The organism is Chryseobacterium mulctrae (assembly GCF_006175945.1).
GTDB classification, from domain to species: Bacteria; Bacteroidota; Bacteroidia; order Flavobacteriales; family Weeksellaceae; genus Chryseobacterium; species Chryseobacterium mulctrae.
Map to the genome: position 1 here is coordinate 428428 of NZ_VAJL01000001.1, position 25705 is coordinate 454132.

24 protein-coding genes and 4 pseudogenes are annotated in these 25705 nt (G+C 36.2%); 13 read left to right on the forward strand and 15 right to left on the reverse strand.

Annotation, left to right across the window (positions count from 1 at the left end):
- Window positions 1-90 precede the first annotated feature (90 nt).
- The 8 genes and pseudogenes from FDY99_RS01790 to FDY99_RS23135 all read left to right on the forward strand — a co-directional run.
- Window positions 91-1089, forward strand: coding sequence for a sigma-70 family RNA polymerase sigma factor (locus tag FDY99_RS01790; protein WP_139418838.1), 999 nt, complete (start codon window positions 91-93; stop codon window positions 1087-1089).
- Entirely contained in the window at window positions 1086-1445 is a 360-nt protein-coding gene (locus FDY99_RS01795) for a hypothetical protein (RefSeq protein WP_139418839.1), read from the forward strand. The genes FDY99_RS01790 and FDY99_RS01795 overlap by 4 nt, the downstream gene beginning before the upstream one ends.
- Window positions 1446-1662: 217 nt before the next feature.
- Window positions 1663-2286, forward strand: coding sequence for an HdeD family acid-resistance protein (locus FDY99_RS01800; protein WP_228448721.1), 624 nt, complete (start codon window positions 1663-1665; stop codon window positions 2284-2286).
- A gap of 18 nt (window positions 2287-2304) precedes the next feature.
- On the forward strand, window positions 2305-3474 hold the full coding sequence (locus FDY99_RS01805; protein ID WP_139418841.1) for a cation:proton antiporter: 1170 nt from the start codon (window positions 2305-2307) through the stop codon (window positions 3472-3474).
- Between the two features lie 70 nt (window positions 3475-3544).
- On the forward strand, window positions 3545-4030 hold the full coding sequence (locus tag FDY99_RS01810) for a mechanosensitive ion channel family protein (protein ID WP_139418842.1): 486 nt from the start codon (window positions 3545-3547) through the stop codon (window positions 4028-4030).
- Window positions 4031-4606 (forward strand): hypothetical protein, encoded by a 576-nt coding sequence (locus tag FDY99_RS01815; protein ID WP_139418843.1) that lies wholly within the window; start codon window positions 4031-4033, stop codon window positions 4604-4606.
- 141 nt (window positions 4607-4747) lie between these two features.
- A pseudogene (dnaK, locus tag FDY99_RS01820) lies at window positions 4748-6661 on the forward strand (molecular chaperone DnaK).
- A 360-nt stretch (window positions 6662-7021) separates the two neighbouring features.
- Window positions 7022-7255 (forward strand): annotated as a pseudogene (locus FDY99_RS23135) (DinB/UmuC family translesion DNA polymerase); the annotation flags it as partial.
- 9 nt (window positions 7256-7264) lie between these two features.
- Here FDY99_RS23135 and FDY99_RS23665 read toward each other — a convergent pair.
- The 9 genes from FDY99_RS23665 to FDY99_RS01865 all read right to left on the reverse strand — a co-directional run bounded on the left by FDY99_RS23665 (window position 7265) and on the right by FDY99_RS01865 (window position 16877).
- Entirely contained in the window at window positions 7265-7501 is a 237-nt protein-coding gene (locus tag FDY99_RS23665) for a hypothetical protein (RefSeq protein WP_394344548.1), read from the reverse strand.
- Window positions 7417-8355 (reverse strand): calcium:proton antiporter, encoded by a 939-nt coding sequence (locus tag FDY99_RS01830; RefSeq protein WP_139418844.1) that lies wholly within the window; start codon window positions 8353-8355, stop codon window positions 7417-7419. The genes FDY99_RS23665 and FDY99_RS01830 overlap by 85 nt, the downstream gene beginning before the upstream one ends.
- A 42-nt stretch (window positions 8356-8397) precedes the next feature.
- The gene (locus FDY99_RS01835; protein ID WP_139418845.1) at window positions 8398-8856 is read right to left on the reverse strand and encodes a MaoC family dehydratase; all 459 of its coding nucleotides are present in this window, start codon (window positions 8854-8856) and stop codon (window positions 8398-8400) included.
- Between the two features lie 117 nt (window positions 8857-8973).
- Window positions 8974-10170 carry a hypothetical protein gene (locus tag FDY99_RS01840; RefSeq protein WP_139418846.1) on the reverse strand — a complete coding sequence of 399 codons (1197 nt, stop codon included), beginning with the start codon at window positions 10168-10170 and terminating at the stop codon, window positions 8974-8976.
- A 208-nt stretch (window positions 10171-10378) separates the two neighbouring features.
- Window positions 10379-12337 carry a UvrD-helicase domain-containing protein gene (locus tag FDY99_RS01845; RefSeq protein WP_139418847.1) on the reverse strand — a complete coding sequence of 653 codons (1959 nt, stop codon included), beginning with the start codon at window positions 12335-12337 and terminating at the stop codon, window positions 10379-10381.
- Window positions 12321-14108: an ATP-dependent nuclease gene (locus FDY99_RS01850; RefSeq protein ID WP_139418848.1), complete on the reverse strand. Its 1788-nt coding sequence runs from the start codon at window positions 14106-14108 to the stop codon at window positions 12321-12323. The genes FDY99_RS01845 and FDY99_RS01850 overlap by 17 nt, the downstream gene beginning before the upstream one ends.
- Window positions 14109-14758: 650 nt before the next feature.
- A complete protein-coding gene (locus tag FDY99_RS01855; RefSeq protein WP_139418849.1) occupies window positions 14759-15460 on the reverse strand; it encodes a hypothetical protein in 702 nt (233 codons plus the stop codon).
- 144 nt (window positions 15461-15604) lie between these two features.
- The gene (locus FDY99_RS01860; RefSeq protein WP_139418850.1) at window positions 15605-16213 is read right to left on the reverse strand and encodes a phosphoribosyltransferase; all 609 of its coding nucleotides are present in this window, start codon (window positions 16211-16213) and stop codon (window positions 15605-15607) included.
- The gene (locus FDY99_RS01865) at window positions 16203-16877 is read right to left on the reverse strand and encodes a DNA-processing protein DprA (RefSeq protein WP_139418851.1); all 675 of its coding nucleotides are present in this window, start codon (window positions 16875-16877) and stop codon (window positions 16203-16205) included. Before FDY99_RS01865 ends, FDY99_RS01860 begins: the two co-directional genes overlap by 11 nt.
- A 396-nt stretch (window positions 16878-17273) precedes the next feature.
- Between FDY99_RS01865 and FDY99_RS01870 the strand changes: the two are divergent.
- From FDY99_RS01870 to FDY99_RS01885, 4 genes and pseudogenes are all read left to right on the forward strand, one after another.
- A pseudogene (locus FDY99_RS01870) lies at window positions 17274-17684 on the forward strand (single-stranded DNA-binding protein).
- Window positions 17685-17725: 41 nt separating this feature from the next.
- A pseudogene (locus tag FDY99_RS01875) lies at window positions 17726-18799 on the forward strand (DUF932 domain-containing protein).
- 61 nt (window positions 18800-18860) lie between these two features.
- On the forward strand, window positions 18861-19304 hold the full coding sequence (locus FDY99_RS01880; RefSeq protein ID WP_139418852.1) for a JAB domain-containing protein: 444 nt from the start codon (window positions 18861-18863) through the stop codon (window positions 19302-19304).
- Between the two features lie 107 nt (window positions 19305-19411).
- On the forward strand, window positions 19412-20290 hold the full coding sequence (locus tag FDY99_RS01885; RefSeq protein ID WP_063969482.1) for an IS982 family transposase: 879 nt from the start codon (window positions 19412-19414) through the stop codon (window positions 20288-20290).
- 338 nt (window positions 20291-20628) lie between these two features.
- Here the strand turns inward: FDY99_RS01885 and FDY99_RS01890 are convergent, their stop codons facing one another.
- Complete coding sequence (locus FDY99_RS01890; RefSeq protein WP_139418853.1) at window positions 20629-21594, reverse strand: aldo/keto reductase; 966 nt, start codon at window positions 21592-21594, stop codon at window positions 20629-20631.
- A 118-nt stretch (window positions 21595-21712) separates the two neighbouring features.
- On the opposite strand from FDY99_RS01890, the gene FDY99_RS01895 reads away from it, so the two are divergent.
- Window positions 21713-22066, forward strand: coding sequence for a winged helix-turn-helix transcriptional regulator (locus tag FDY99_RS01895; RefSeq protein WP_072408769.1), 354 nt, complete (start codon window positions 21713-21715; stop codon window positions 22064-22066).
- A gap of 121 nt (window positions 22067-22187) precedes the next feature.
- Here FDY99_RS01895 and FDY99_RS01900 read toward each other — a convergent pair whose 3' ends face one another.
- Genes FDY99_RS01900 through FDY99_RS01920 form a run of 5 tightly spaced genes read right to left on the reverse strand, consistent with a single transcriptional unit; the run spans window position 22188 to window position 25695 of the window.
- Entirely contained in the window at window positions 22188-22628 is a 441-nt protein-coding gene (locus FDY99_RS01900; protein WP_139418854.1) for a TraQ conjugal transfer family protein, read from the reverse strand.
- A gap of 13 nt (window positions 22629-22641) precedes the next feature.
- Window positions 22642-23202 (reverse strand): conjugal transfer protein TraO, encoded by a 561-nt coding sequence (locus FDY99_RS01905; RefSeq protein ID WP_139418855.1) that lies wholly within the window; start codon window positions 23200-23202, stop codon window positions 22642-22644.
- Window position 23203: 1 nt separating this feature from the next.
- Entirely contained in the window at window positions 23204-24106 is a 903-nt protein-coding gene (gene traN, locus FDY99_RS01910) for a conjugative transposon protein TraN (protein ID WP_139418856.1), read from the reverse strand.
- Window positions 24107-24125: 19 nt separating this feature from the next.
- A complete protein-coding gene (gene traM / locus FDY99_RS01915; protein WP_139418857.1) occupies window positions 24126-25421 on the reverse strand; it encodes a conjugative transposon protein TraM in 1296 nt (431 codons plus the stop codon).
- A gap of 4 nt (window positions 25422-25425) precedes the next feature.
- On the reverse strand, window positions 25426-25695 hold the full coding sequence (locus FDY99_RS01920; protein WP_139418858.1) for a hypothetical protein: 270 nt from the start codon (window positions 25693-25695) through the stop codon (window positions 25426-25428).
- Window positions 25696-25705: the final 10 nt, after the last annotated feature.

Sequence of the window (25705 nt, forward strand, 5' to 3'; positions counted from 1 at the left end):
GTGCCTACCGATTTTTCTGATTGCACATATAAAGCACTACGTTATGCCGCTTATATTTCAAAAAAAACCGGTGCCTTAAAATGAAATAAGATGAAAACAACAATTCATAACAAACATTTATTGACAGATAGCAACTTGGCAAGTCAGTTTAGAGAGGTCATAAAAAATCATAATAAATTTTTTGACCGCATGGATGTTCTTCTTAATTCCAATAAACTGGATGCTTATTTAACAGAAACCAATAAGGGGATAAAAGCAACTTTTTATTTAAAACAAGGAGCTAACCAGGTTTTTGCAGAAGCTGAAGGCACTGAACCGGCGATCTTAGCTGAACAGATAATGACCCGGCTTAAATCCAGGTTTTTAAGGCAATTTATAGCTTCACAAAAAAAAACAAGACTTAACATAGCAAGCAAGCATTTATCCCAACTTAATAAGCTAAGAAACGAAGAGGATAAAGAACACTTTAACTTCCTTATAAAACAACTTTTGCCTGCTATCCGCGGGTTTGTAGCCAGGTATCTTTCGTATAGCAAAACAAAAGTTCCCAGCGGGTTTACAATTGATGATTTGGTGGATGAGATATACCTTGCTCTTTATGAAAGATTTGAAGAACGGCCTAAAAATGACAAAGAGTTCTCCCCATGGAGTTTTCAAATTGCCCGCGAAACTTTGGAAAGTTTTATGGAAAAGCATTACACAAAAAACGCACATATTTCGTTCGATAAGCTGGCTGAAGAAGAACTTTTAAGCATGGAAGAAAAATTTACCGCTGATGCAGACGGAGAACTTATCATGCAGGAAGATTTGGATGATATTTCTTACAAGAACACAAAATTAGGCAATGAGATTCTCAACAACGATGCGCTAATTGAACTCCCTGCCGATATTGAAATAGAACCCGTTGTAAACGAGGTTTTGGCTAATGTTGATGAAAATGCTAAACGGGCTTTTGAACTGTTCTGGCTACATGAAATGACTGCTAATGAGATTGCTAAATCGATGCATATGCAAATTGAAGCTGTCGAAAATATCATTGATTATATCTCATTCAGTATTGTATCAAAACTAAAAAATAAAAATGTATGAAAAAGATAGAAACAATAGTTCTGTACAACCAAAATGTGCCATTGCATATTGGGGCTTTTATTGAAGCCATAGAACAATTGGAAATGCACTTCAATGCTGCATCCATGGAACAATTTTTCGAATCAGATAAGGAGTTGGGGATGGCTATTAAACGGGCAATGGCTATTTGCAGGAATTTAGGGTTTCCGCTTGCGCAGCACTTCCGCAAAAGGTACGTTTCTAACAGCGATTCGCATACCTTAAAGATTGACTGGCAAATGTCTAAAACGGCGTATTTCCTAACCATGATTAATGGCAACCCAGACAATCCTTTAGTTGGCCGTTTTCAATGGGAGTTGTTAAAAAAAATGGTCTGATTTATTTCTTAATGAAACCCTTATGCACTGCCGTCCACAACAAGGACATGAACCGAGCTTGCGAGCTCGCCAAAGGCAATAAACAAGAGGGTTCCACGGAAATAGAAGTGCTAAAGTCAATTTTGACGATTATAAGTGTTTAAAAAGCAGATGTCTAATTAAAAATATATTCGAGGGAATAAATAGTTTCAAACTTTTAAACTAAAAAACAATAAAAATGACAACAATTAGTAATGAATTTCAAGACGAACAAAAGGGAATAAAAAGTATTTCCTCAAACTGGTGGGCTTTCATCATTAAAGGCTTCCTTGCGCTAATATTCTCTGTGTTGGCTTTTATTATGCCCGTTACAGCCATACTTGCCCTGGCAATTGTTTTTGGTGCATTTGCCTTAGCTGATGGTATTTTTGGCATTATTGCATCGGTTCGGAAAATCAGGAAGGGAAAGCGGTGGGGATGGCTTATTTTTAGCGCTATTATAAGTATACTGGCAGGTATTGCTGTTATTGTTTCTCCACTTATTGCCACTGTTGCAATTGCCAGCTTTTTATGGGCCAGCATTAGTTTTTGGTCAATATTCGTTGGCATATCAGAAATAATAACAGCCTTTCGGCTTCGCAAAGAAATCAAAGGAGAATTGTGGATGATATTTAGCGGATTATTCTCAGTTATATTGGGCGCTATCATCCTCTGGATGTTTATAACCCAACCTGAAGATGTATTGTTGGCTTCGGGTTGGTTGCTTGGAATTAATGCGTTTCTATCGGCAATGACTTATTTCTTTTTGGGTTTTAAATTAAAAAAAACATCAGAAAATGGTGCAAAAACAAAACTTTGGTAACTTTAACTTTTATTTGAGATGAATCATGGATTGTTAAACGGACTGTTTATAGTATCGCTTACGATATTATTTTTAGCACTTTTATTAAAAAGAGCGAAACAACCTTATTTTATTGCCTATATCATAGCGGGAATCATTCTGGGGTCTGAGGTGTTCGGGGTTATTTCAAATTCATCAACGATTAACGAAATTGGAGAACTTGGTGTAATATTACTCATGTTTTTTATCGGAGCAGAAATTAACCTGCCCGACTTTTCTAAAAGTTTTAAAAAACCGTTACTGGGTACATTATCGCAATTGCTACTCAGTTTTGCTTTCATGGTTATAACAGGTCAAATTTTAAATTGGTCCTGGCAGGTAATTATACTTTTGAGTTTTGTCATCAGTTTAAGTAGTTCTGCCATTATTTTTCAATATTTATCAAACACTGGGCAAATTAAAAGTAAAATAGGGCTGTTAACATCCGGAGTATTAATCATGCAAGATATACTCATCGTACCAATGATGCTTACCTTAAACTTTATGGCCAAAGGTAAATTGGAGACCATTGAGTTAGCAAGAACAGTATTTGGCGGTCTGGCCATATTGATTTTTATGCATGTCGCCATTCGCAAAAAACTAATAAAAATTCCATTCAGGCATGATTTGATACGAGACCACGACTTGCAAGTATTTTTGGGTTTTGTTTTGTGTTTTGGAATGGCACAGGTAAGTCATTGGTTTGGGTTATCGGCTGCTTTGGGGGCGCTTTTGGCAGGTATATTGGTCGGACAGGATAAGTCCACCCAATGGTTAGACCATGCCCTGGTCCCTTTTCGTGTTTTCTTTTTAGCCTTTTTCTTTTTAGCAGTTGGTTTGCAACTTAACCTACACTTCGCATACCAAAACATTGGTGTTATATCGTTAATCACCCTTGCAGTTATGGTTATTAATAGTTTAATAAATGCCATGATATTTAAAGGAATGGGCAGTACGTGGCATGATAGTATATATGCCGGAGCTTTGTTATCTCAGATTGGCGAATTTAGTTTTGTTCTTGTTAGTACGGCTGTTTCCCTGGGGGTAATAGGCGATTATAGTTATCAAATGACCTTAGCTGTAATAACTGCTACCATGATGATAACTTCTGTTTGGATAGAGATAATACAAAATTTCATTTATAAGCTCCCTAAATTATCTCATAAATAAATTATCTGATGTAAATGGATTCCATTTAAACCCAGACTTTTTCAATTCCATATACTCAAATTTCATAAAGATGGGATTAACCATTATTTTGGTAATAGTTGTATTCCTTCTGAAAGCGTTAAGTAAAAAACGACTTATTAAGCTTTCTGCAATTTATTCATATGAACCACATCGTCTATTTCTGGTAAGAAAAACGATTGCTATAGCTTTTTGGATTGCTTTGATTTTTTTAACGTTTATCATTTGGGGGGGGGTAAACCTAAATAATATTTGGGTATATCTTGGTGGTTTTCTCTCTGTTGTAGCTATTGGGTTGTTTGCTGTATGGAGTATTTTAAGCAATATTATTTCAGGAATATTTATTTTTATAATCAACCCTTTCAAAATAGGTTCGAAAATAAAGCTGTATGACCCTGAAGTACAAGCGACAGTAGTAAATATAAATCTGATGTTTACTGAATTAGAAGATGATGATGGAATCTTTAACGTACCAAATAATACTTTCTTTCAAAAAACCGTCAAGGGTATTAATGCGGAAAAAAAACAACCAAATTAAATGAACACATTTAAAAAACTGATAATAATAGCTCTTATACTCTTTTTTGGGTATTTGATTTTGCGTATGGTTTTAAATAGTGAAAAGACAGAACCTTTTACATACGAGATATTTGCAGCCATTATAGGTTTCACAATAACTGCCCTAACAACCTGGTCGTTGCTGGGGAAACAAACCGAAAATGAGCTTAACAAAGAGGTACGTATTCGTTATTTAACTTTAAAAACGACCATTTACCAGGAACTTATAAGGCAATTGGAAGATATTGTGCGTAAAGAAAAGATTACCCACGAGGATATAATAGAATTAAGGCTTTTAAGCCAACGAATGATTTTTATTGCTGGTGAAAATGTTTTGGTTGCGTTCAATAAGTTTGTTATCCGGTTTGTTAAGCTGGCGAAAAATGAAAAGATTTCTGAAAAAGACCTGGATGATTTGTTAGATGAAATGTCAATGGTTTCGGTTGAAATAAGAAACGATATTTTAGATAATAAGGTAAAGCAAGATATGGATGTTCAATCCTTTGAAAAACTTATTCTTAAAACAAATGAACTTATGGATTTTTCGGATAATTGATATTGTCAGCCCCTAAACCGTCAATATGGCATTTTTCTACCAAATAAAAATGTCATAATGATATCATTGTTGCTGTAGCACTTAAGTTCATTATAAATTAAGTGATAAAACTGGGTATTAACAAATAAAATATTACAAGATATGGGAAAAATTATAGGTATTGACTTAGGAACAACCAACTCCTGTGTAGCTGTTATGGAGGGTAATGAACCTGTTGTAATTCAAAACAGTGAGGGTAAAAGAACCACCCCATCTATTGTGGCTTTCATGGAGAATGGAGAAAGAAAAGTAGGCGACCCTGCCAAACGTCAGGCTGTAACCAACCCCCAAAACACCATAAGCTCAATAAAGCGTTTTATGGGTAAAAAATATGGCGATGTGGGGGAAGAATTAAAAAACATTTCTTACGAAGTGGTTTCAGGTGATAATGAAACCGTAAGAATTAAAATTGGCAAGAAGAAATATACCCCACAGGAAATATCGGCTATTATTTTGCAAAAAATGAAATCAACCGCCGAAGATTATCTGGGACCGGAAGTTAAAGAAGCAGTAATTACTGTACCGGCCTATTTTAACGATGCTGAACGTCAGGCAACAAAGGAAGCTGGACAAACAGCAGGGCTTGAGGTAAAAAGAATTATCAATGAGCCTACTGCTGCTGCACTGGCCTATGGCCTTGATAAGAAAAACAAAGATGTGAAAGTTGCTGTGTACGACCTTGGTGGAGGTACATTTGATATTCCATTCTTGAACTTGGCGATGGTGTATTTGAGGTAAAATCAACCAACGGGGATGTGCATTCGGGAGGAGATAATTTTGATGATGTGATTATCAATTGGCTGGCTGAAGAGTTTCAGAAAGATGAAGGCATGGATTTGAAAAAAGATCCAATGGCGCTTCAACGATTAAAAGAGGCAGCTGAAAAAGCGAAGATAGAGCTTTCCAGTTCTTCGGAAACAGATATTAATTTACCGTACATTATGCCGGTTGATGGTGTACCAAAGCATCTTGTTAAGAAATTAACGCGAGCAAAATTTGAACAACTTGCTGACGAGTTAATAAAAAGGGCTATGAAACACGTGAAAGCTGCCCTAAAAGATGCAGGGCTCTCAACTTCTGATATAGATGAAGTGATTTTAGTCGGTGGGGTCAACCCGAATTCCAAAAATACAGGAAGAGGTTGAGAAATTCTTTGGTAAAAAACCATCAAAAGGTGTAAATCCTGATGAAGTGGTAGCCCTTGGCGCAGCAATTCAGGGAGGTGTACTGACTGGTGAAGTTAACGATGTGTTGTTGCTTGATGTAACCCCACTTTCTTTTGGAATTGAAACTATGGGAGGAGTGTTTACCAAATTGATTGAAGCCAATACTACAATTCCGGCCAAAAAATCTGAAATATTTTCAACAGCAGCTGATAATCAGCCGTCAGTAGAAGTTCATGTTTTGCAAGGGGAACGGCCCATGGCAAAAGATAACAAAACAATTGGCCGTTTCCATTTAGATGGAATAGCGCCTGCACCCAGAGGAATTCCTCAAATTGAAGTAACATTCGATATTGATGCCAATGGAATATTAAACGTAAGTGCTAAGGATAAAACTTCCGGTAAAGAACAAAAAATCAGAATTGAAGCTTCATCCGGATTAACCGAAGAAGAAATTAAAAGGATGAAACAGGAGGCAGAGGCAAATGCCGAATCTGATAAGCAGGCCAGAGAAAAAGTTGATAAACTAAATCAGGCTGACTCTCTTATTTTCCAGACCGAGAAGCAGCTCAAAGAATATGGCGATAAAATTTCTGCCGGAAACAAAAGCGCAATTGAAGGGGCATTGGGCCGTTTAAAAGAAGCGTACGGCAAACAGGATGTTCCAGCCGTTGAAGCAGCAATGGATGAGTTAAACAAAACGTGGCAAAGGGCTTCACAAGAAATATATCAGGCTCAACAAGCTGCTTCGGGCGGAAGTTCGGCCAATAGTAATGGAATACAGGCTAATAATTCAAATGATGTAGAAGAAGCTACTGATGTTGAATTTGAAGAGGTTGACGATAATAAATAATGGCTATCTGCTTTGTATAAAAAAAGGTTGCTTTTTCGAGCAACCTTTTTTTATGGAACAATGATAGTGACAGCCTTTTTTATAATGCTTATACTAACTTCACTGGTTCTGTCCAAAATCTGTCCGTCAGTCTGAAAATATTGAGGTGAATCAGTTTTTATCACTGCTTCAGTAGTTTTAATTATATCAACATACAGTGAATTTTCCAAATTTCCAAGAAACGAAGAAAGTGTTAAGTGCAAAAGTACTTTTGCCGGGATTGGCTTGAAAATAACAATTTCAAAAGTTCCATCATTAATTTTGCTGGAAGGGCTAATTACTGCTCCTGTACCATACCTTATCCACGTTCAGAATATCAGAAGCATACTTTCCGGAATGGTGGAACAGCTATGCTACCAGCTGAGACATGAGAAATGGTTGACCTCAACCGTTTCTGTAAGAATAAGATATGCTAATTTTGATACGGAAACCAAACAATGTAAAGTACCTTATACCTCAGCTGATCATACGTTGCTTAAATATATTCTGGAACTTTTCAGGAAAGTTTATACCCGAAGGATGAGAATTCGTCTCATTGGTGTCAAGTTTACAGGATTTTAGCTTTTAGGGGACAATCGATGTGAAAAGGTAAATCAGAAAGATTCCGACCAGTACAGCACCCTGCATGATGTTGGTTTTTCCTGTAGCCAGGGAAACCGTAATGATAAAGAGGGAAAGGCCCAGCAATACTGTCGACTTAATATCAATACCCAAGGTCATCCTGATATCGCTGATGACCGAGATAATCGCGATGGCAGGAATGCTAAGTCCGATACTGGCCAGAGCAGAGCCGAATGCCAGATAAGAGAAGTCTGTATCTCATCATTTCCGGCTGCTCTTACGGCCGCAATTGCTTCTGGCAGTAAAACAATTCCTGCGATAATAATTCCGACCACAGATTTCGGAGCGCCGACTGCCGTCACAATATATTCGACATCTTTCGAAAGCAGCTTGGCCATCATCACAACTATTCCCAAGCTTACAATAAGCATTAAAACACTAATGTAGCTTCTTTTGTTGCTAACTTTAATTTGAGCATCATTTTTCTGAACAGTATCTTCTTTCTGTGGAGACCGGAAAAAACTCCGATGCCTGATCGTCTGTACCATGGTAAATCCCAGATATAAAAAGAGACAGATTACTGCAATAAACAGCAGCTGAAATGAGGTATATTCTCCACCGCCGTGACTCACGGTGTAATTGGGCAGGATCAAGACAAACACTACCACCGCAGTCAATGTAATTAAAGCCGTGCTCACACCTTTTAAGGTAAATGCCTGCTCCCTGTATCGCAGTGATCCTATGACGATGCAAATCCCGATAATGCCATTGAGTATGAGCATTACAGCCGCAAGCACCGTATCCCTTGCCAGGGTAATGGTTTCGAGACCTTTGGCACCGAGCATAATGGAACTGATCAATCCCACCTCTATGACAGTGATCGCAAAGGCGAGAAGCAGCGTTCCGAAAGGCTCTCCCAACCGGTGGGCCAATACTTCAGAATGGTAGACGGCAGTGATCACGCTTCCCCGCAGCAGGGCCGTAAGCAGTACCGAATAATAGCCTGACGAAAAGAAGAAACTACCAAAATAGAAGAGCCAGGATAAAATCGGTACGACAATCGTCCAGTAATGCAAATATTTAATTTGTTTCATAAAAATAATGGTCAATCTAAATTCCTTAATAATGTAAAATATCTATTTGAATTGATACAGAAATACAACATCACCCGTGTAGGCAGGCCTTGATTCATTCTCAACGACAAGTTTGGCACCGACAACTACTTTGACCATTCCTCGCAGATCTTTGACCGATCTGATCGTTGCCTGTAATGATACTCTGGAATTTACTCTGACAGCTACTCCGAATTTCAGGTCTTCGATCCCATAGTTGACCTCAAGGCTGACATTTTGCACCGATGCTATTTGCTTCCACAAATAAGGAATCAATGAAAGCGTCAGATATCCGTGGGCAATGGTTGATCCGTAAGGACTTTCATTGGCTGCCCTTTCCTCGTCAACGTGTATCCACTGGTGGTCCAGAGTAGCTTTGGCAAATCGGTCGATCTGCTTCTGATCGATGGTGTGCCAGGGTGAACTTCCTACAAGGATTCCTTCCAGTAACTTATATTCTTCGAAATTATTGATGATCTGCATGATGTTTTTGATTATTAATTGAATGCTAAAAGATGTATTGATGAAAAAGATAAAAGCCTCTCGCAATATGCGGGAGGCCGGTAATATAACTAACAATAAATTACTATATTGCTCAGATTATGCCAGTTTAACGTTGATAGCGCTTAAACCTCTTTCTCCTTTCTGTATATTGAAAACAACCTCGTCGTTTTCACGGATGCCTCGTGAATCAAGTCCTGAAGTATGTACACTGAGTTCATATGCTTCATGAAAAAGTTCGGAAATGGTATTATCAAGATGCTTATCAAAAATTCTTAATTCGTCCAAAAACCAATCTAAATCAATTTTATGAAGGACATTAAAAGGATTATCCTTTTCCCAATTAACAAGATCGATCCTTAGTTTATCCAATCTTTCCTCAACAGCACTAATTTTCTTCAGTTTTGCTGTGCTCCCTATAGCTCTATCTGTAAGCCATTTGTCAAGAATCTTCAAAAGTCTTTTTTTAAACAGATTATCCTTTGAAAGCTCATTGAAACGATGTGCTATTGGAAGTCTGAAATTTAATTTGTCATTATATCTCTCCCCTAAGTTTTTGATTGATTTTTCTACATTCCTTTTGAAAAAATCAGAGGTCATACCATTATTCCCGATGTATGAATAAGTTAAGGTAGGTCGAAAATTCCTCTGCAATAATTCATCCAGCAAATCGATGTGCTGGCAATAAATAATTTTCCCTTTTTCTTCAGATCTGTATCTGGTAAAAATACCCATCAAATAAATTTCTTGAGGTGTTTTCAAAAAAACACCACTTCCAGAAAACCCTGTTGTATTGTAACTGCTGTAATCTTCAAATAACTGCAGATTAAAAATTTTCTTTGTGGGCGCTGCCTGATTCCAGGTAGGATAAATAGTAGCAATTTCTTTACCTTGAGTTGCCAAGGGAAAACCTTTAATTATGAAATCGGTATATGATTGTCTTTCTTTAATTATTTTAACTGCAGGAATATCAAAGTCAAACATTGATTTACTCAAGACGATGAGACCAACATCTTTATCAATATCCTTAAAAAGTAATTTTTCATCAGGAACCAAATCCAATGTTATATTGGTCTTTAATTTGGGGTTATATATTTCAGCCGTAAAACTGCTTCTCATTACTTGAAAACTTTCACCATCTTCAAAAAGGCAATGTGATGCAGTCAAAAGATAAATCGTGTGATCTGAAGTATTTTGATTAATTAAAACTCCGCTTCCTACAGCGTTTTTTGTTTTTGCATCTTTAATTTGAACCGTAAGTTCCATTATTATTTTATCATTATCAATCGTATACATAGTTTGTTTTCTGAGAAGTCTCAAGATAAAAAATTAATTCAGTATAAAAAAGATCTATAGTGAATTTGGATCTAAAAAAGATTGATACCAAAGAGTTTTGTAAACGTTGCATAAATCGCGCAGTCGTGCCAATTTACAGAACCTGCGTATTAAGGAGTGTAACACAAAATCAGCCTGTTATCTTTTTTTAAAAAATTAATCATAACTGTTATCTGTCATTTTGTATATTTATTATCTCCCATTCTTCTTTATTAATACCCGCGAGATATTTATCAAATCTATCTTTGTGAACAGCAATACATAGTAGATCTGTTGGTCGTGAAAATCCAACATACGCCATTTTTGTAGAGCTCTTATGATGTACTCTCTTATCATCAAAGACATTCCCCAAGAATTGATTTATAAGTCTTTCAGATTCATAGTTCCCTTGAAAATACGACTCTAAATATAAAGTGGCACAATGTGTTTGCCCCTTTACAGCATGAACACTTGTAATTTCAATTTCAAGCCCATCTTCTTTGTAATGATTCGAAATTTCTAATGTCTCTACATTAATTTCAAATAATCTGGTAGTATCATTATTGATAAACGATATACTTGTTGAAAGTGCAACTTCAGAAAATATTGCAAAAAAATTTGGGATGTATGTTCTAATCCCTTCAAATACATCATTTGCATTTCCTTTAATTATGCCAATTGACCAGTTATAAATATTTAGATTTAACTCTTCATATTTTTGACGATCTTTTACTCTAATAAAGTCAATTAGTTTTTTCTTTGTGTAATGGCGTCCATCTGAAGTATTTATATTTTCCAAACGTAAAATTTTGAGAAAAGAATTCAAAATATTCTTTCTTAAAGGTTCTAAAGTCTGCCTACTCTTATCATAAAAAAGTAAGTAGCTTTTCAAGCAATCATAATCTTGTTTAGGCTTGCTCTTTTCTTTTCTAAACCCTTTATGATAATCTTCTAATCTCAACTTGGCATCATTTTGTCGACTTGTATCATCCTCTTTCCAATCGGTATTCCAACAAACAACCTTAACAGGCTTTTCAGGATTCGTAAAACTGCCCTGCTCTTTGTACGCCTTTACTATTTGTGCAAATTGAGGTATAAGATTACCAATTGTTTCATTTTCAAATTTCAAGATATGAGGCTTTATAACACACTCATTCATACCAACAATATTAAAGTTAGCATCATTGTACAGGGCAAATCTTTTCACGACATCGGCAATTGGTTTACTAAGTCTTTGGCTACCGTTTAATCGTAAAACGTCAGTCCTGTCTTCCCAAACATCAATTTCTTTAACCGAATTATATATAGCTTGATTTTTATCTCCAATTCGTTGAATTATTGAAATGCTATTTCCACCATCATAGAACACTTTTTCTAACAAATTATATTGGTGTGTATCCATGTCTTGCATTTCATCTACAAACACGAAAGAAAAGCGTTTTTGTAATAGCCCTTTTATTGAATTGTGATTATTTAAGTAAATATTTGCAAAGGTATAAGCATCATTATAGTTTAAGATACCTTTATTTAATAATCGCTTTTTGACGGTATACAAATTCTTATAAGTATTTGTATGGCTACCTATTTTAGGAATATTAATTTCCTCAAATGAATCGAAATGAAAGAGTTTATAATTGGGGCCAATGGATAATTCCTCCATAAATTGTTTGAATTTGTTTCCAAGCCTTTTTTCTAATGCTGATCTGCTGCCATAGGGCAGTTTTTTATACAGGCTTTCCCAAAATATTTCAGAATCAATTCTGATAGGCTTTTTACCTTTCCATTGAACAAACATTGGTATTGCTAAAAAGGTATCTACAAAACTTTGAATTGTTCCAATAAAATTTGGATAAGAAAAAAGTTTAGGACAATGTTTTTGTACTTTTTCTTTTATCTCATCTATGGCCGCGTTTGTATGAGATATTACAAGAATTCCTGAGCCATCAGAAAAAGGAAGCTTTCGTTCTATAATAAGTAATTTCGCTAAAAGTGCTGTTGTTTTTCCGCTACCTGGAACGGCTTGCAAATCAATGGTAGTAAGATTTCTGATAAACGCCTTTCGCTCATCATCAAATACTTTACCATGCGGCAGAAGTACTCTTTCAGCATATTGAATATCATCGTCGGTTATATCAATTCCCTGCAGCATACTCAATGGCTTTAACAACATAGTTTATGGCATCAATTTCTCCAATTTGAATTTCGCTTTCGGGCTTAATCAAATCTTTATCAATAGCATTTGCAATCTGATAAGCAATTTCGGTCTTTTTCAAACCTTTATTTATCAATTTTTTTGCAAGGGCTTTTTCAAAATCTGTCCAATCAGTACGAGTATGAATTGCTTTAACCGCTGTTTGAAGCATTGTTGTTAAACTTATAGATTTATATAACGAATATTCTAATGTCCAGTTTGGAGCTACAAAATATTTTACATTTTGTTCTGCTTGTTCGATTATACTTGATATTTTTTGTTGTGTTTCCTCTTGAAAAGTATCAGCATCCCTCTTGATGTAATCATCTCCCACTTTTTCATATTCGTTTACATCAGAATCAGTAATTACGGCCACAGGAATTATCATAAATGGTTCTACATTACGAAGATAAATTTTCGAATAGTGTTCAAAACCTATATGTCCAATGTTTACAATCGAAACACCCTTTTCTGTCAAATTAATTCCAATTGCTTTTGCTATACTTGGTAAGAGAATTTCTTCCGCCCAACCCTCTACTAAAATAACCCCCTTTGCGAAAAATAAATTTGCCTTTGTTGTATCAAGGAATTTTTCTAAAAACTTGTAGTTGTCTCCACCTAATCTGGTATAAGTATCACCCATCGGAAAGGCATTACCATTGTTACAAATGATGAGATTTTCTAGTTTTAGTTTGGATGCCAAATTTGGACTATGCGTTGTTAGAATTAATTGAATCGCCTCTTGTTTTTGAAATGCTTCTATCACTTGCATCTGGGCTTGTGGATGGAGGTGTGCTTCCAATTCCTCTACTAATCCTAAACGTAAGCCACTCCAATTTGATTTGTTCAAATGAAGTAATTCCGCTGCCATAAATAATCGATTCAGTGTACCCAAACCTGGATTGAGTTCATCTTTCAAAAATAAGGTCAATTTTTCGAGTATGCTTTTAATATCATTAGAGGTAGCGTTAAACGCTGCTTCAAAATTATCACCATAAAAGCCTTTAATATAGGTGTCTATCTTATCCTTTATTTGCTTTCCATCCTGTGGCTTGTTAATTTGTTCTTCGCCCGACCCATTTGTAATTTTTACTTCAAACTCACCCTTAAAATAATCTTCTAAGTTTGTCTTCAAACTGGAAAAAATATGTACGAGCTCATTTGTATTTTCTCTCCCTTTAAATGCTTCATCACCTAAAAGAATTTGTGACAATCTTGAATTACGTTTGGCAACCAATTCATTTTCTGCATCCCTCAATGGCTTTAAATAAGTTGTTTTTAGATATTCTCTTGCTTCTGCCGTTAGCAGATAACCATCATCATCAACACCAGCCCTTATATCGGCGGGCAATATTTTTCCATCTTGCAGTGTAACATCATAGCTTAATCTTAAAAAGGGCGTAGAACCTTCTCCACTGCCTACCCAGCCCAGCCACTCTGTGAAATTTTTAGCTTCCTCGGGTATTAAACTTTCGAAAGTCAATTCTATTCTAAAATGGTTTGTGCCATTATAAAAGTCCTTATCCTCAACTCGTATATAGTCATAACTATGCGTTTTAAGTACAAGTTTTATGGCATCAATAATGGCCGTTTTACCACTGTCATTTTCACCTATAATAACATTTAAACCCTTGGTAAGATTTAAATCCAGATTTGGAATTTCAGGATTTATATCCCCTTGCGAACCAAATTTTCTAAAATTCCACAGTTTTAAATTAGATAAGTACACGGTTATAGTATTAGTATATTTTATATGATCCCTAAGATATAAATTAATTCCTTATGTCACTCTCTTCCAGAAACCCTCTCAAAGCAATATTCTCTCTACGAAGATCTAATACATATAAATCTTTTTCACCCTATCAACCTTAAACAAATCATTTTCAAGCGTTGATAATATAATGTAGCGAATATATAACGTGGGATATATAACACAATAAAGCAGATATAGCAGACATTTAGTGTAATTATACTTGGGTTTTTTCATTACACAAATATATCAGAAACAAATACCTAATTAATTACGGAAATCCATAATTCACCCCTTCATAGTGTATTGAGGTGACTTTAAGAAAGAGTCCTACACTACTCAGCCATGTCTATTAATGCATAACCTTATATTTACGAAATTAGCATTTTTTTTATGTCAGATTAAGTATTTACTAATAACTTAGAAAGTAATTGATTTAAATTTTAAAATCGAACTATCAATATTTGTAAAATAAAAGTCTAAATAGCAGATTCTTATCAGAACAAAAAAAAGAGACAACCTATAATAATTATCTCCTAAAATGATGAAAATATAGAAATATCGAACACTTTTATCGAAGATTTGACAAAACTTACGCTACTTAATCTTATAGGTCAGATTAAATTGATTTATTTGATCCTTTCCTGAAGATAATCATATCTTAATTTCAGCCATTCAAAATGTTCCTTCTTAAATTGTCTTCGGTCCAACTCCTTGCCTACAATTTTATCAAGAACTGCTTCAACTTGTTTTGTAAACTGTCCCATTATAGCAATAAGGTTTACTTCTTCAATTTCTCTTTTTCTTCCTATTAGACTTAAATGACTACCCCATTTATCAATGCTTGTCATTGCTAATCTATAAAAATCAGGTTCTTCGCCTTCTCCAGCGTGTATATAGCTGGTTGTATGTGACCCTAGTTTATTTCTAAGTTCGATAATTTTTGCAGATTTCAGATCAGCTCTAATTTGCTTTTGTCCATCAAGATTAAATAATCTTACCAGATCAGTAATAGCTCCTAACTGAAGATAGTAAGCATTCAATACTCCGTAAAGTCTTAAATACTGTTCACCGTGGGAATTTGATTCAGTAATTAATCCATTTTTAAAAACTTCTTCGATCGCATATTGTGAATCCTCTAGTAAATCTATACAAGCTCTGAATAAGTCGGGATCATAATTCTTCTCAAATTTCAGCACTTTTGTTAATTTATTTTGATATTCAACCTCATCAGAAAAATTTTTAACAGATACATATCTTAAAATTCCTAAAAGTATTTCTGCATAGATAGCCACCGTTGAGGTAGAGTCCAAATATTCTTTATCAGTCATATTTAAATCTATAATGTATATTAAAATCCGGGCTATTTTTCAATAATAAACAATGGGTTTACGCTCAGTATTAACTTGGTAAATCAGTTCATAGATTGATCAATTGTTAAGACTCAAGATAAAAATTAATTTATGATTTCGTTGTTAATCTGGTAGCTGAACGCCACCGTTACCGGCAGGATGCATAATTCCTCTACTGACATCAATTATCGTGTCCAGATCTTTCCAACTTCTGGTTCGAATAGCACAGAATATTTTAATCTCCTTATCAGGATAAACTTTCTGAAGTTCTAGTGCCGAGGCCATGGATGTTCTACCTAATGTCAGAATATCGTCAACCACAATAATGGTTGGTTCTGTAATCAATATCGGGGTTACTTGTAGACTTTCCTGATGTTGTTGCACCGTATTTCTGGTGTCTGCGTGAAATTGTCCACTAGATTTGGGAATTGCATACTTGCGCATCAGACAATCAGCTACACTCTCACCCACTCCATTGCTGGCAAGCGTCTCACAGATGATCTTCGCCGGAAAAACAGCTCCATCTACTAAAGGTGTACTTCTTGGTACCGGAACTAAAGCTGAATTTGCAAAAAAATCTGATAGATCTGCTTCTTTTATTCTCTGGCTTAATCTCGTACTGAAGCTTACATCTCCGTTTTTACAGGATCCGGCAACTGTTCTTGAAGAAATTTCTATCTCGGACTTGCCTCTCGGAGAATAGGCCAGAAAAGTAAGAAACTCAAAAGACATACTCTTTCTTTGTTGTTAAATAGGGAATGCTTTCGATCAGAAATTCAAAGTTATCATTGGTCAGTACCTGTGCACCATAACTTAGCATTTCTTCTGCCCATGAAATTTTATCGTTAACGACATTTTCCATAATGAACAACTGTCTTCCTAATCTTAATGCCTCCCAACCCTGATGTTTTGTTCCGCTTTTCTCACTAGCTTCAATAATAATCGTAGCATCGCTTATCAATGCCATTGTTCGGTTTCTGATAGGGAAACTTTTTGGTGTTACAGGATAGTTTTCTGGGAACTGCGAAATCAGTAGATGATTTTCAGCAATGAAATCCTGAAGGTCTTTATTTTCAGCAGGGAAATATTTATCAAGAGGTGTTCCGATAACTCCAATGGTGCGACCATCAAATTCAATGGCAGTTCTGTGTGCGATCGAATCGACACCTTCAGCCAAACCGCTAACGACAGTGATATCATTTTGCACCAACAGCTTTGCGATCTTCCTCGCTCTTCGTACACCCAATTCAGAAACCTTCCTAGAACCAACAACCGCTACCCTTCTTCCATTTTCCAATAACGAAAAGTCCCCTTTGTAAAATAACTCTTTGGGACTGTTTTTCTTCTCAACGGTGGTCAGCTTATCGTAATATTCGTTAAAAGCACTGATCTGCATAGGAACTCAAGATTTAAATGAATAATGTAAATATAGTTTTTTTACCCTATAAATACAAATTGAAAAATATTATCGATCACGTAAAGTAGTACTACAATAATTTAAAGAGAAGTCATATTTCTCATAATAAACCGGTAAAAAGGCAGCTAAGGTATATCGGTCATCCCTTTCTGTATCCAGCCAAAAGACTACGGCATAAACGGTTTCCTCCCTGAAGGTACCCTCCAATTATTCCGTTTCCTTTTGGCTTTTCCCATTGCCCGATAAGATTATCTGCTTTCTTTTTTCCGGTTTTTCTTTTGAAAAATATTCAGCGAAGCCCAAGGGGCTTTCAGAGAAAGGACAGAGAAGAGATTGAAAATAAATTAAAATGTACAATCTTAAAAACCTACGGTTATGAACATTATCGAAAGACTGACAAGGGATGCGGAAGTGCGCAACTTGCCAAATGAAAAAAAGGTAGTTAATTTTTCAATTGCTACAAACGACAACTATCGCAACAAGCAAGGCGAACGGATCGAACAGACCACGTATTTCGAATGCGCCTATTGGATCTCTCCAAAAGTAGTTGACTTTTTAACTAAAGGCACTTTGGTTGAATTAAGCTGAAGAGCCTACACCTCTGCATGGTTGGGAAAAGACGGAGAACCTCATGCAGGATTGAATTTCCACACCTCGCAGATCAAGGTTCACAGCAGTAATAAGCGAACTGAAAACAAGTATACTGATCCGAATAAAACAGCTAAGAAGGAAATTTCTAATTCCAAATCCAACGACAGTGATAAGGATGATGATCTCCCATTTTAAAACTACCAAACAAGATTCTCTAACAATTAAATATTAACATCATGGCACATAATTTAAATTTCAACAACAGAACAGGAAAATATTCATTTTTCAGCGTAAAGGAAAAAGCATGGCACAACTTGGGGCAGGTCGTAGAGGAATACCCGACAAGTGAAGAAGCCATCAAATTTGCAGGACTTGACTACGAGGTCGAAAAGTCTCCCCTATTTACAAAAGGTGCAGGAATTATCGAAAGTACCAACGGAATAGAAATGATCGATTCAGAATTGGAAGTCCCGAACTATTTTGCCAATATCCGAACGGATAACAACACCGTTTTAGGTGTCGTGGGAAAAGATTACCATATCGTACAAAACCGTGAAGCCTTTTCATTTTTTGATGCTATTGTAGGCGGTGGAGATGGAATCTTATACGAGACTGCAGGAGCGTTGGGAAATGGAGAACGCATTTTTATCACGGCTAAATTACCCGATTATATCCGTGTTGGCAACGGTGACGATATTACAGAAAAATATATTTTCCTAACCACCTCCCACGATGGGAGCGGAAGCATCACCGCCGCATTTACCCCTGTTCGCATTGTCTGTCAAAATACTTTAAACGCTTCACTAAAAAATATGAGCAATGTGGTGCGGATCAGACATACCGCAGGAGCAAAATAACGCTTGGAAGATGCCCACAAAGTTATGGGACTAGCCAATAAATTAAGTAATGAATTGGAAAACACATTTAATCATTGGGCAAAAATAACGGTCGGTGATGATGAAATGAAAAAACTGATACAGTTGGCACTCTGCCCCAACAAAGAAACTTTAAACCATTTGCAGAAAGGAAATTTCGATGACGTTTCAACAGTTTTTAAAAACACAGTTGATGATGCATTTGCCTACGCAATGATCAGCGAAAGCCAGCAAATGGATACAACCAAAGGGACGTTGTTCGGAGCATATAACGCAGTGACAGGATATTATCAGAATGTCAAAACATACAAAGATGATGAAGCCAAACTACAGTCCATCGTTTTGGGTGGAACTGCACAATTGAAATCTCAAAAGGCTTTTGATCTATGCGAAAGTTTTGCCCGTTTTGGCGCAGAAACTTTAATCATGAATTAACTATAAATTTTAATATTTAAGTACGGGAAATTTAAGCCTCTGCCGTACAAGAGCAACCCCTATGAAATTTAATATTGTCAACGAGATAAAATTAAGTTATTCCAGAAAAGGAAATTCTGAAAAAGTAGTTAGTAGTTCGCGGGACGCAGTGAATGTATTCCGTCAGCACTTTGACCACGATGAAATAGATTACCGAGAATCATTTTTTGCTCTATATTTAAATCAGGCTCACAAAGTTTTAGGGATAAGAAAAATTTCTGAATCGGGAATTTCTTCTACGGTTGTCGATGTTCGTATCATCATGCAGGCGGCACTCCTTTGTAATGCCTCCGTTGTTATACTGGCACATAATCATCCTTCCGGAAATTTGAAACCTTCTGTCGAAGATCTGAAAATTACGCAGAGTATCAAAAGTGCATCTGAATTTTTAAACCTTAAATTACTGGATCATTTCATTCTGACATCAACTGATCATTTATCATTTGCCGACGAAGGTCATTTATAAATGAATTCATATTATTAACCTGTTGTGCATTTAGGAATTAAACAATAAAAGATTGTTCATTTGGTTCAAAAACCGTATATTTATTTGACTACCAATCATTTAAATACATGAACAATCTTATTCAAAACTACAAAATTATTTTAGAAGAATTGATAAATACTTGCAGTCATATTAAGACTAAACCTCAGATCAGAGTTCCAAAACTTTCTGATTTAGAACTTGTAGCTTTAAATATTACAGCAGAATATATGTCGATAAACTCTGAATTACAACTGTTTAGATACATTTCAAAAACAGAATTAGAACAAAAAATAGAAAGAAGCGTTTATAACAGAAGAAAGCGAAAATTGTTTTTCTACTTAGAAGAAATACGCAGAGTTTTGAGTGCAAAGTTTTCTGATTTTACAAACGTTTTTATTGTTGATTCAACACCATTGGAGATATGTAAAATAAGTAGGGCAAATCGCAGTGGAATTTGTTCCACAGAAAATATTCGTCCGGAATTTGGATATTGTGCTGCACAAAAAACACGATATTTCGGCTATAAATTACATGCTGTCTGCGACAAAAACGGTGTTTTTCATTCCTTCGATTTTTCTCCGGCAAACGTTCATGACATAAATTATCTGAAGGATATAAAAGAAAACTTCAAAAACTGTTTACTGATAGGCGACAGAGGATATATTAGCGAAAAATTAAGGGTTGATCTGTTCAATTACTCAAACATTAAACTTTCTGTTCCAATGAGAAAAAATCAACATGAATTTGTATCGTTTTCGAAAGTAAAATCTAAAATTAGAAAACGGATTGAAACAGCTATATCACAACTGAGCGGACAATTTTTACTACACATCAATTTAGCAAAAACTTTTGAAGGGTTGGCAACCAGAATTACCTCTAAAATCACTTCTTTTACAATGATACAATATCTTAATTTCTTTATATTTAAAAGAAGTTTAAACAAAATAAAAATTAATTTATCCTAAATGCACAACAGGTATATTATTAAACAAAATACACGACATTTCAAATATTGTCGTGTATTTTCAAAATTGGGCGAAAAGACAATTCCTTCCGGTGGTCGGAAACGTCTTTTCGCAAAAAGTAGGGATACAACTCTTATGTTATGCCTCACAAAACCTCCCTGCTTCATAAAAGTTGTGAGCCTGTGTAGATTTAATGTTTTATTAAATGATCAATCTATTTAGTAACTGTTAACACATTTTCCTGGTACTAAAAAATTTGACGAAACATTTGCTAAGTGATATAATACCTGATCATAAAAGCTTCGTCAACACTCCAAGACAATGATTTTACGTGAAGATTAAAATCCTCTAACATTCTTAAGAAGGTCGTGAGGATAGCCTAAAGAAATTGCACCTAGCCTATTCAATTTTTGTATATGATCATCAGACAATTTTATAGTGGTTGACTTTAAAGCATCATTAAAATGATCAATACTACGAGCTCCGATCAAAGGGAAACCACCCTTTGATGATACCCATGCTAAAGCCACTTGTCCTGGTGTAACTTCCAGTTCTGCTGCAATTACAAAAAGTTCGTTAATAATTTTTTCTACAGTTTCATTTTCCTGATAATCTTCATTCGAATTGCGATTTATTCTGCCTGTCTCTCCTTTTCTGTATTTACCTGTAAGCTGTCCTCCTGCTAAGGGAGAGTACATCATTGTGCCGAGACCAAAATGTTTTGCCATCGCAATAAACTCTCTATCTGCAGTGCGTTGTAGCAAATTATATTCAATTTGTATGGCGGATAATTTTATAGAAGATGCAATCGCAGAAGCTTTCCAGGCTGGAAAATTTGTCAGTCCTGTATATAAAACTTTCCCACTGCTTACAAGATCTTCCAGACCTCTTGTGATTTCATCAATCGGTGTGATGCCATCATCGTAATGTGGCATATAAATATCAATATAATCGGTTTTCAATCTTTTGAGACTGGATTCTATCCCGTGTCTCATTGCCTTGCGATGATTGCCAAAGTTACTGATAGAAGCATTGGCCTCACTGCTTCGCGTATATTTTGTACAAATAATAAAGTTGCTGCGTTGATCCTTTATAAATTCTCCTATGATCTCTTCTGATTGACCCAATTGATAAGCATCGGATGTGTCTATAAAATTACCTCCAGCATCTGCATATGCAGTTAATATTTCTTTAGCATTTTCTGGCTCGGTTCCATACCCGCTTCTTGTTCCAAAACTGGCAGCGCCCAAGATAATTTCGCTTGCATACAATCCCGTTTTTGTTCCAAATAAATTATATTTCATATTGTTAATTATTACTGTACAAAATTAAATGCAGCAGATATAACACACAAGTACGGCTGAATTTACCTATATCAGAAATATTTTTTTATTACCTACATTTGAATCATATTAATAGATAATGTACAAGAAAAAAATACCGGTTTCACTGGATTGCGGACTGCACCTTTTTATGGAGATCATGAATGGAAAATGGAAGATCAGTCTGATATGGTGTGTCTATTCTGGTATAAAGCGTCCTGGTCAACTGCAGCGTAAGATGCCGAAAGCATCCAGACGCGTATTAGATACACAATTAAAACAGTTGATGGATCACGGAATCTTAACTAAAATAAACTATAACGAACGTCCTCTAAAAGTTGAATATGAACTGACCGAATTGGGTAAATCATTAATTCCAACAATTAAATCTACTGCTCAATGGGGTGAGGATCACCGTGAAGAACTGGAGAAATTAATTGATAGCAACCCATAATTATTAATTGATCTCTTGAAAAAGAGCAATTAATTGACACTAGAATTTTAATATTAAGTTAGTCTCCTCATCAAAAAACGGCCTGGTGTAAAACCAAGCCGCTGGAAGTCAATGAAAAATTTTAAGATTCATTGTCAAATTCATAATCTACCCTTCTTTCATTTCCAAAACTATCTTTGATCCAAATACTGAACTGATGGGATTCGGAAGCTTTAGATGTATAGTAAAGTCTGAATTGTTTTTGCTTCAATGGATACTCGTCATTCGGTAGATATGGTGGGTCGCTGTAATATTGAAGTTGACCAGCTCCTTCATATTGAAAATACCTAACACTGTACATTGTTCCATTAAAGTTCGAAGAAGTCAATAGTGAAATGCGAATTTCTACCGTTTCATTCTCAGCTATTTTACCAGGAACAGGCATTATTTGGACTTCAAAAGGAAAGTCCTGTTGAATTTCCAGATCGTTGTCCTGACAGGAATTAAAAACAAAACTAATTAAGAAAATTGCCATTGAATACTTATATAGTTGCAAGATCTTTTTGTTGATTACATTTTTCATTTTACAAGCTTTTTTAAAAATTGTACCGTATTCCAAAACCAAACAAAGCGTGAAACTCACCGAGCTGACTGTTCTGCAAATAGCGCAGCTGCCCATTGACCAAAAAAACACAGTGGTCTGTCAGATAACTTTCGATAGACAGTTTTCCATTTGCACCATAGATGAAATTCTCGGTTGCATTAATAATAGAGCCATCATAGATCATTTCAGTTCCCCTATTGATCTGCTCATAACCTACAAGCCCTCCTAAACCCAGATTGATGTTGACATTCCGCATCAGATCTCCCCACACATAGAGACTGTAACCCCCATTGAAAAGGAAAGTATCAATCGGGATATCGTAATGGGCATACTCGTAATACTTTCTGCTGTATTCGGCCAATCCGAAGAGGTAATAACCGTTTTTGGTATAAGAAATAACACCTGCACCTAAAACGTAATTTTGCTTTTCAGGAGATTGTGGAAATACTGAATATGAAATTTCGAATCCTTTTTGATTAGGGATCATTTGCTGAGCAAATGATTGAATATTTATTGTAAGTAGTAATGCGGTTGTTAAAAATATTCTATTCATCTTATTTTATTTTTACGTTTAAACTGCTGATCAGCCTGGCATGGATCAAATCGGTATTTTCAAGCTGAACCTTCTGATGCCTTCCGCCATTCTTTTCCAGAATTTCAATTTCCAAGACCTGATCCTTTAAAAGGGTAAATTGATCTAACAAGTAAATTCCTAAAATGTCAGAATGATGAATTGCGGTCATCACCGGAAAATGGATCCGAACCGGCTCTAAGAGTTTATCCTGAACGACCGTTCTTTTCAAATTCTTCTTATCGATAATTTTGAAATTGACCAGATCAATGTCATACGCCACATTGCTGCTGTTTTTAACCTCTAAGGTGAAAAAGAATTTGCTGTCATTGACGTGCAGTGCCCGGACTGAAAACTGGATCCCATAACTTCTGGAAGCGATGTGTTTGATGGTTCTGTTATTTTTTTTATAAAGGTTTTCCATAATCAATTCCGTCAGAGAGGACGAACTTCCCCTGAGATCTTCAAACAGGACATCCGCAATATACTGGTGCTCATTGCTTCTCCGCATCTTTAAAAGGTCATAGCTGAGTGCATCAGGATATGAACTGTAAAAAACATCGAAGCTGTAGAACTTTCCGTCTTCGGTGATCACCGAAAAATTGGTTTCTTCTTCGAAGTCCCTGACTGCCGATTTGATCCGAAGAACATTTCCGATAGGTTCTGCTTTGTTCGCAATTAGCAGATCACTCCCCAAGTCGACATATCGGATTGGAGAAGGAAAAAGCAGATGCGAGGTTTTATTGTAGGTGACCTGCATTTTGAAAGGTTCCAACTTAGCTTCCTCCAGTGAAAGATAGGAAGCAACGGAATCCTGAGCCAGTGATCTGCCTGAAAAGAACAGAAACACGATCATCAATAGATAATGGCTTTTTATTTTATTCATTTTATTGTTTTTTAATTGGTTATTTTTTTGGCACAAGCAAAACCTGATGGCCCGCTTTTACCTTTACTTTTTGTTGTCTGACCCGTTTCTGGAAATATCCTGACAACCCCTGCACCACTCCTCTGCTTAAATCCGCCGCGATCTGCTGACCTGCCGACTGCGTCATCATAATATTGGTACCAGAAGTTTGCCCCATACTGCCCACAATGTCGGTCACAGCATTTTGCTCCGGTGAATAAGGAACATATAAGCCGAGCTGACCATCATTGTCATGAACATTGATCTCTACAGGATAAATGCTGCCCCGATATTCTATCGACGAAATTTTCAATTGCAGTCTCCCACCCTGAAATTTACCTGTGGCTTTGAGCAATATTCCGGCGGGAATTTCTGTATGTCCTAGAATCATATTTTCAGAAAGTCTGATCGATAATGTACTTTCATTGGTCATCGTCATTGACTCTTGTACAAGACCTTTGATCGCATTCTTTGATTGTTTTGAATCATTGGTTTCAGTCTGAGTTCCGAACAATCTATTATCATTCAGACCAGCCAGAAAGGCGCTGTCTGATGGCTCTCTGTATAATGAAGAGACAATATTTAAGTGAGCTGATTTTACTGATGTGAGCTGTACTTTACTTCCAGAAGGCTGCTTCCCATCCTCTTCTCTTGATACAGGATCTTCCTGCTTATTACTTTGGGGAAGGTATTTCGCAGCCATTTGGTAGGATCTTTCCATCAGCTCCAATTGGTCATTGACCCCAAGACCTGCAGGAACAGCATTGTTCTGCACAGCTTCATTCTTTAATCTGGATATTTCTTTCCTAAGATTATTCACTTCCTGATCATCCCTGCTGTAGAAGGAACCTAATGTCTGCTGCGCATTGCGATAGCTGTTAACTGCACTCGGATTAGATGGCGACAAACTATTCGGATGAGCTGTCAATGCCGTCTGATCAGAATTTTGGTTTAGGTTGTTTTGGTCAGTCCAGTAATCAGATAAGGTGGTCATCGCATTTCTTTTCTCTTCATTTTTTTGTTCCAGCAGCTGCTGCTCATAAGCCTTCTGTTTGTCAGATTGCAGCTGATCGTCCTTTGCCTGTGGTATTCCCGCATTAAAACCTGATTCATCAACAATTTTATTGTCCGTGGGCTTGAAGATGAGGTAGAAACAGCCTGCACATACCGCCGCCATCAAAAAATAGATCAGCGGTTTCTTTATTCTCTCCCATCGTAAATTTTGAAGGCCTTGTGATTCCGGTTCCAAGTGGGGTGAATCACTTTCAGTGATCGTGATTTTATTTGAATCTCTCATCGCTCTATTTTTTAATGGTTGAATCCACTTTGTGATCCTGTGCCGATCTTTTCACAGCTGTATGATCTGAAATGGTCGTAATATGACTGATCGACATCGTATTGGTTTTATTTCCGGTTGACATACCTATACTGATAAGCACCAGTACTGTAAGAACAGCATAACCTGCAAAAAACAGCTTGGTGAAAACTCTCTGGCGTTTCGCCGGGAGCTCTTTCCATTTTCTGTCTGCAAGCAAAATATGCTGCTCTATTTTATCTCTAATTTTTTTCATTGTTCTGATC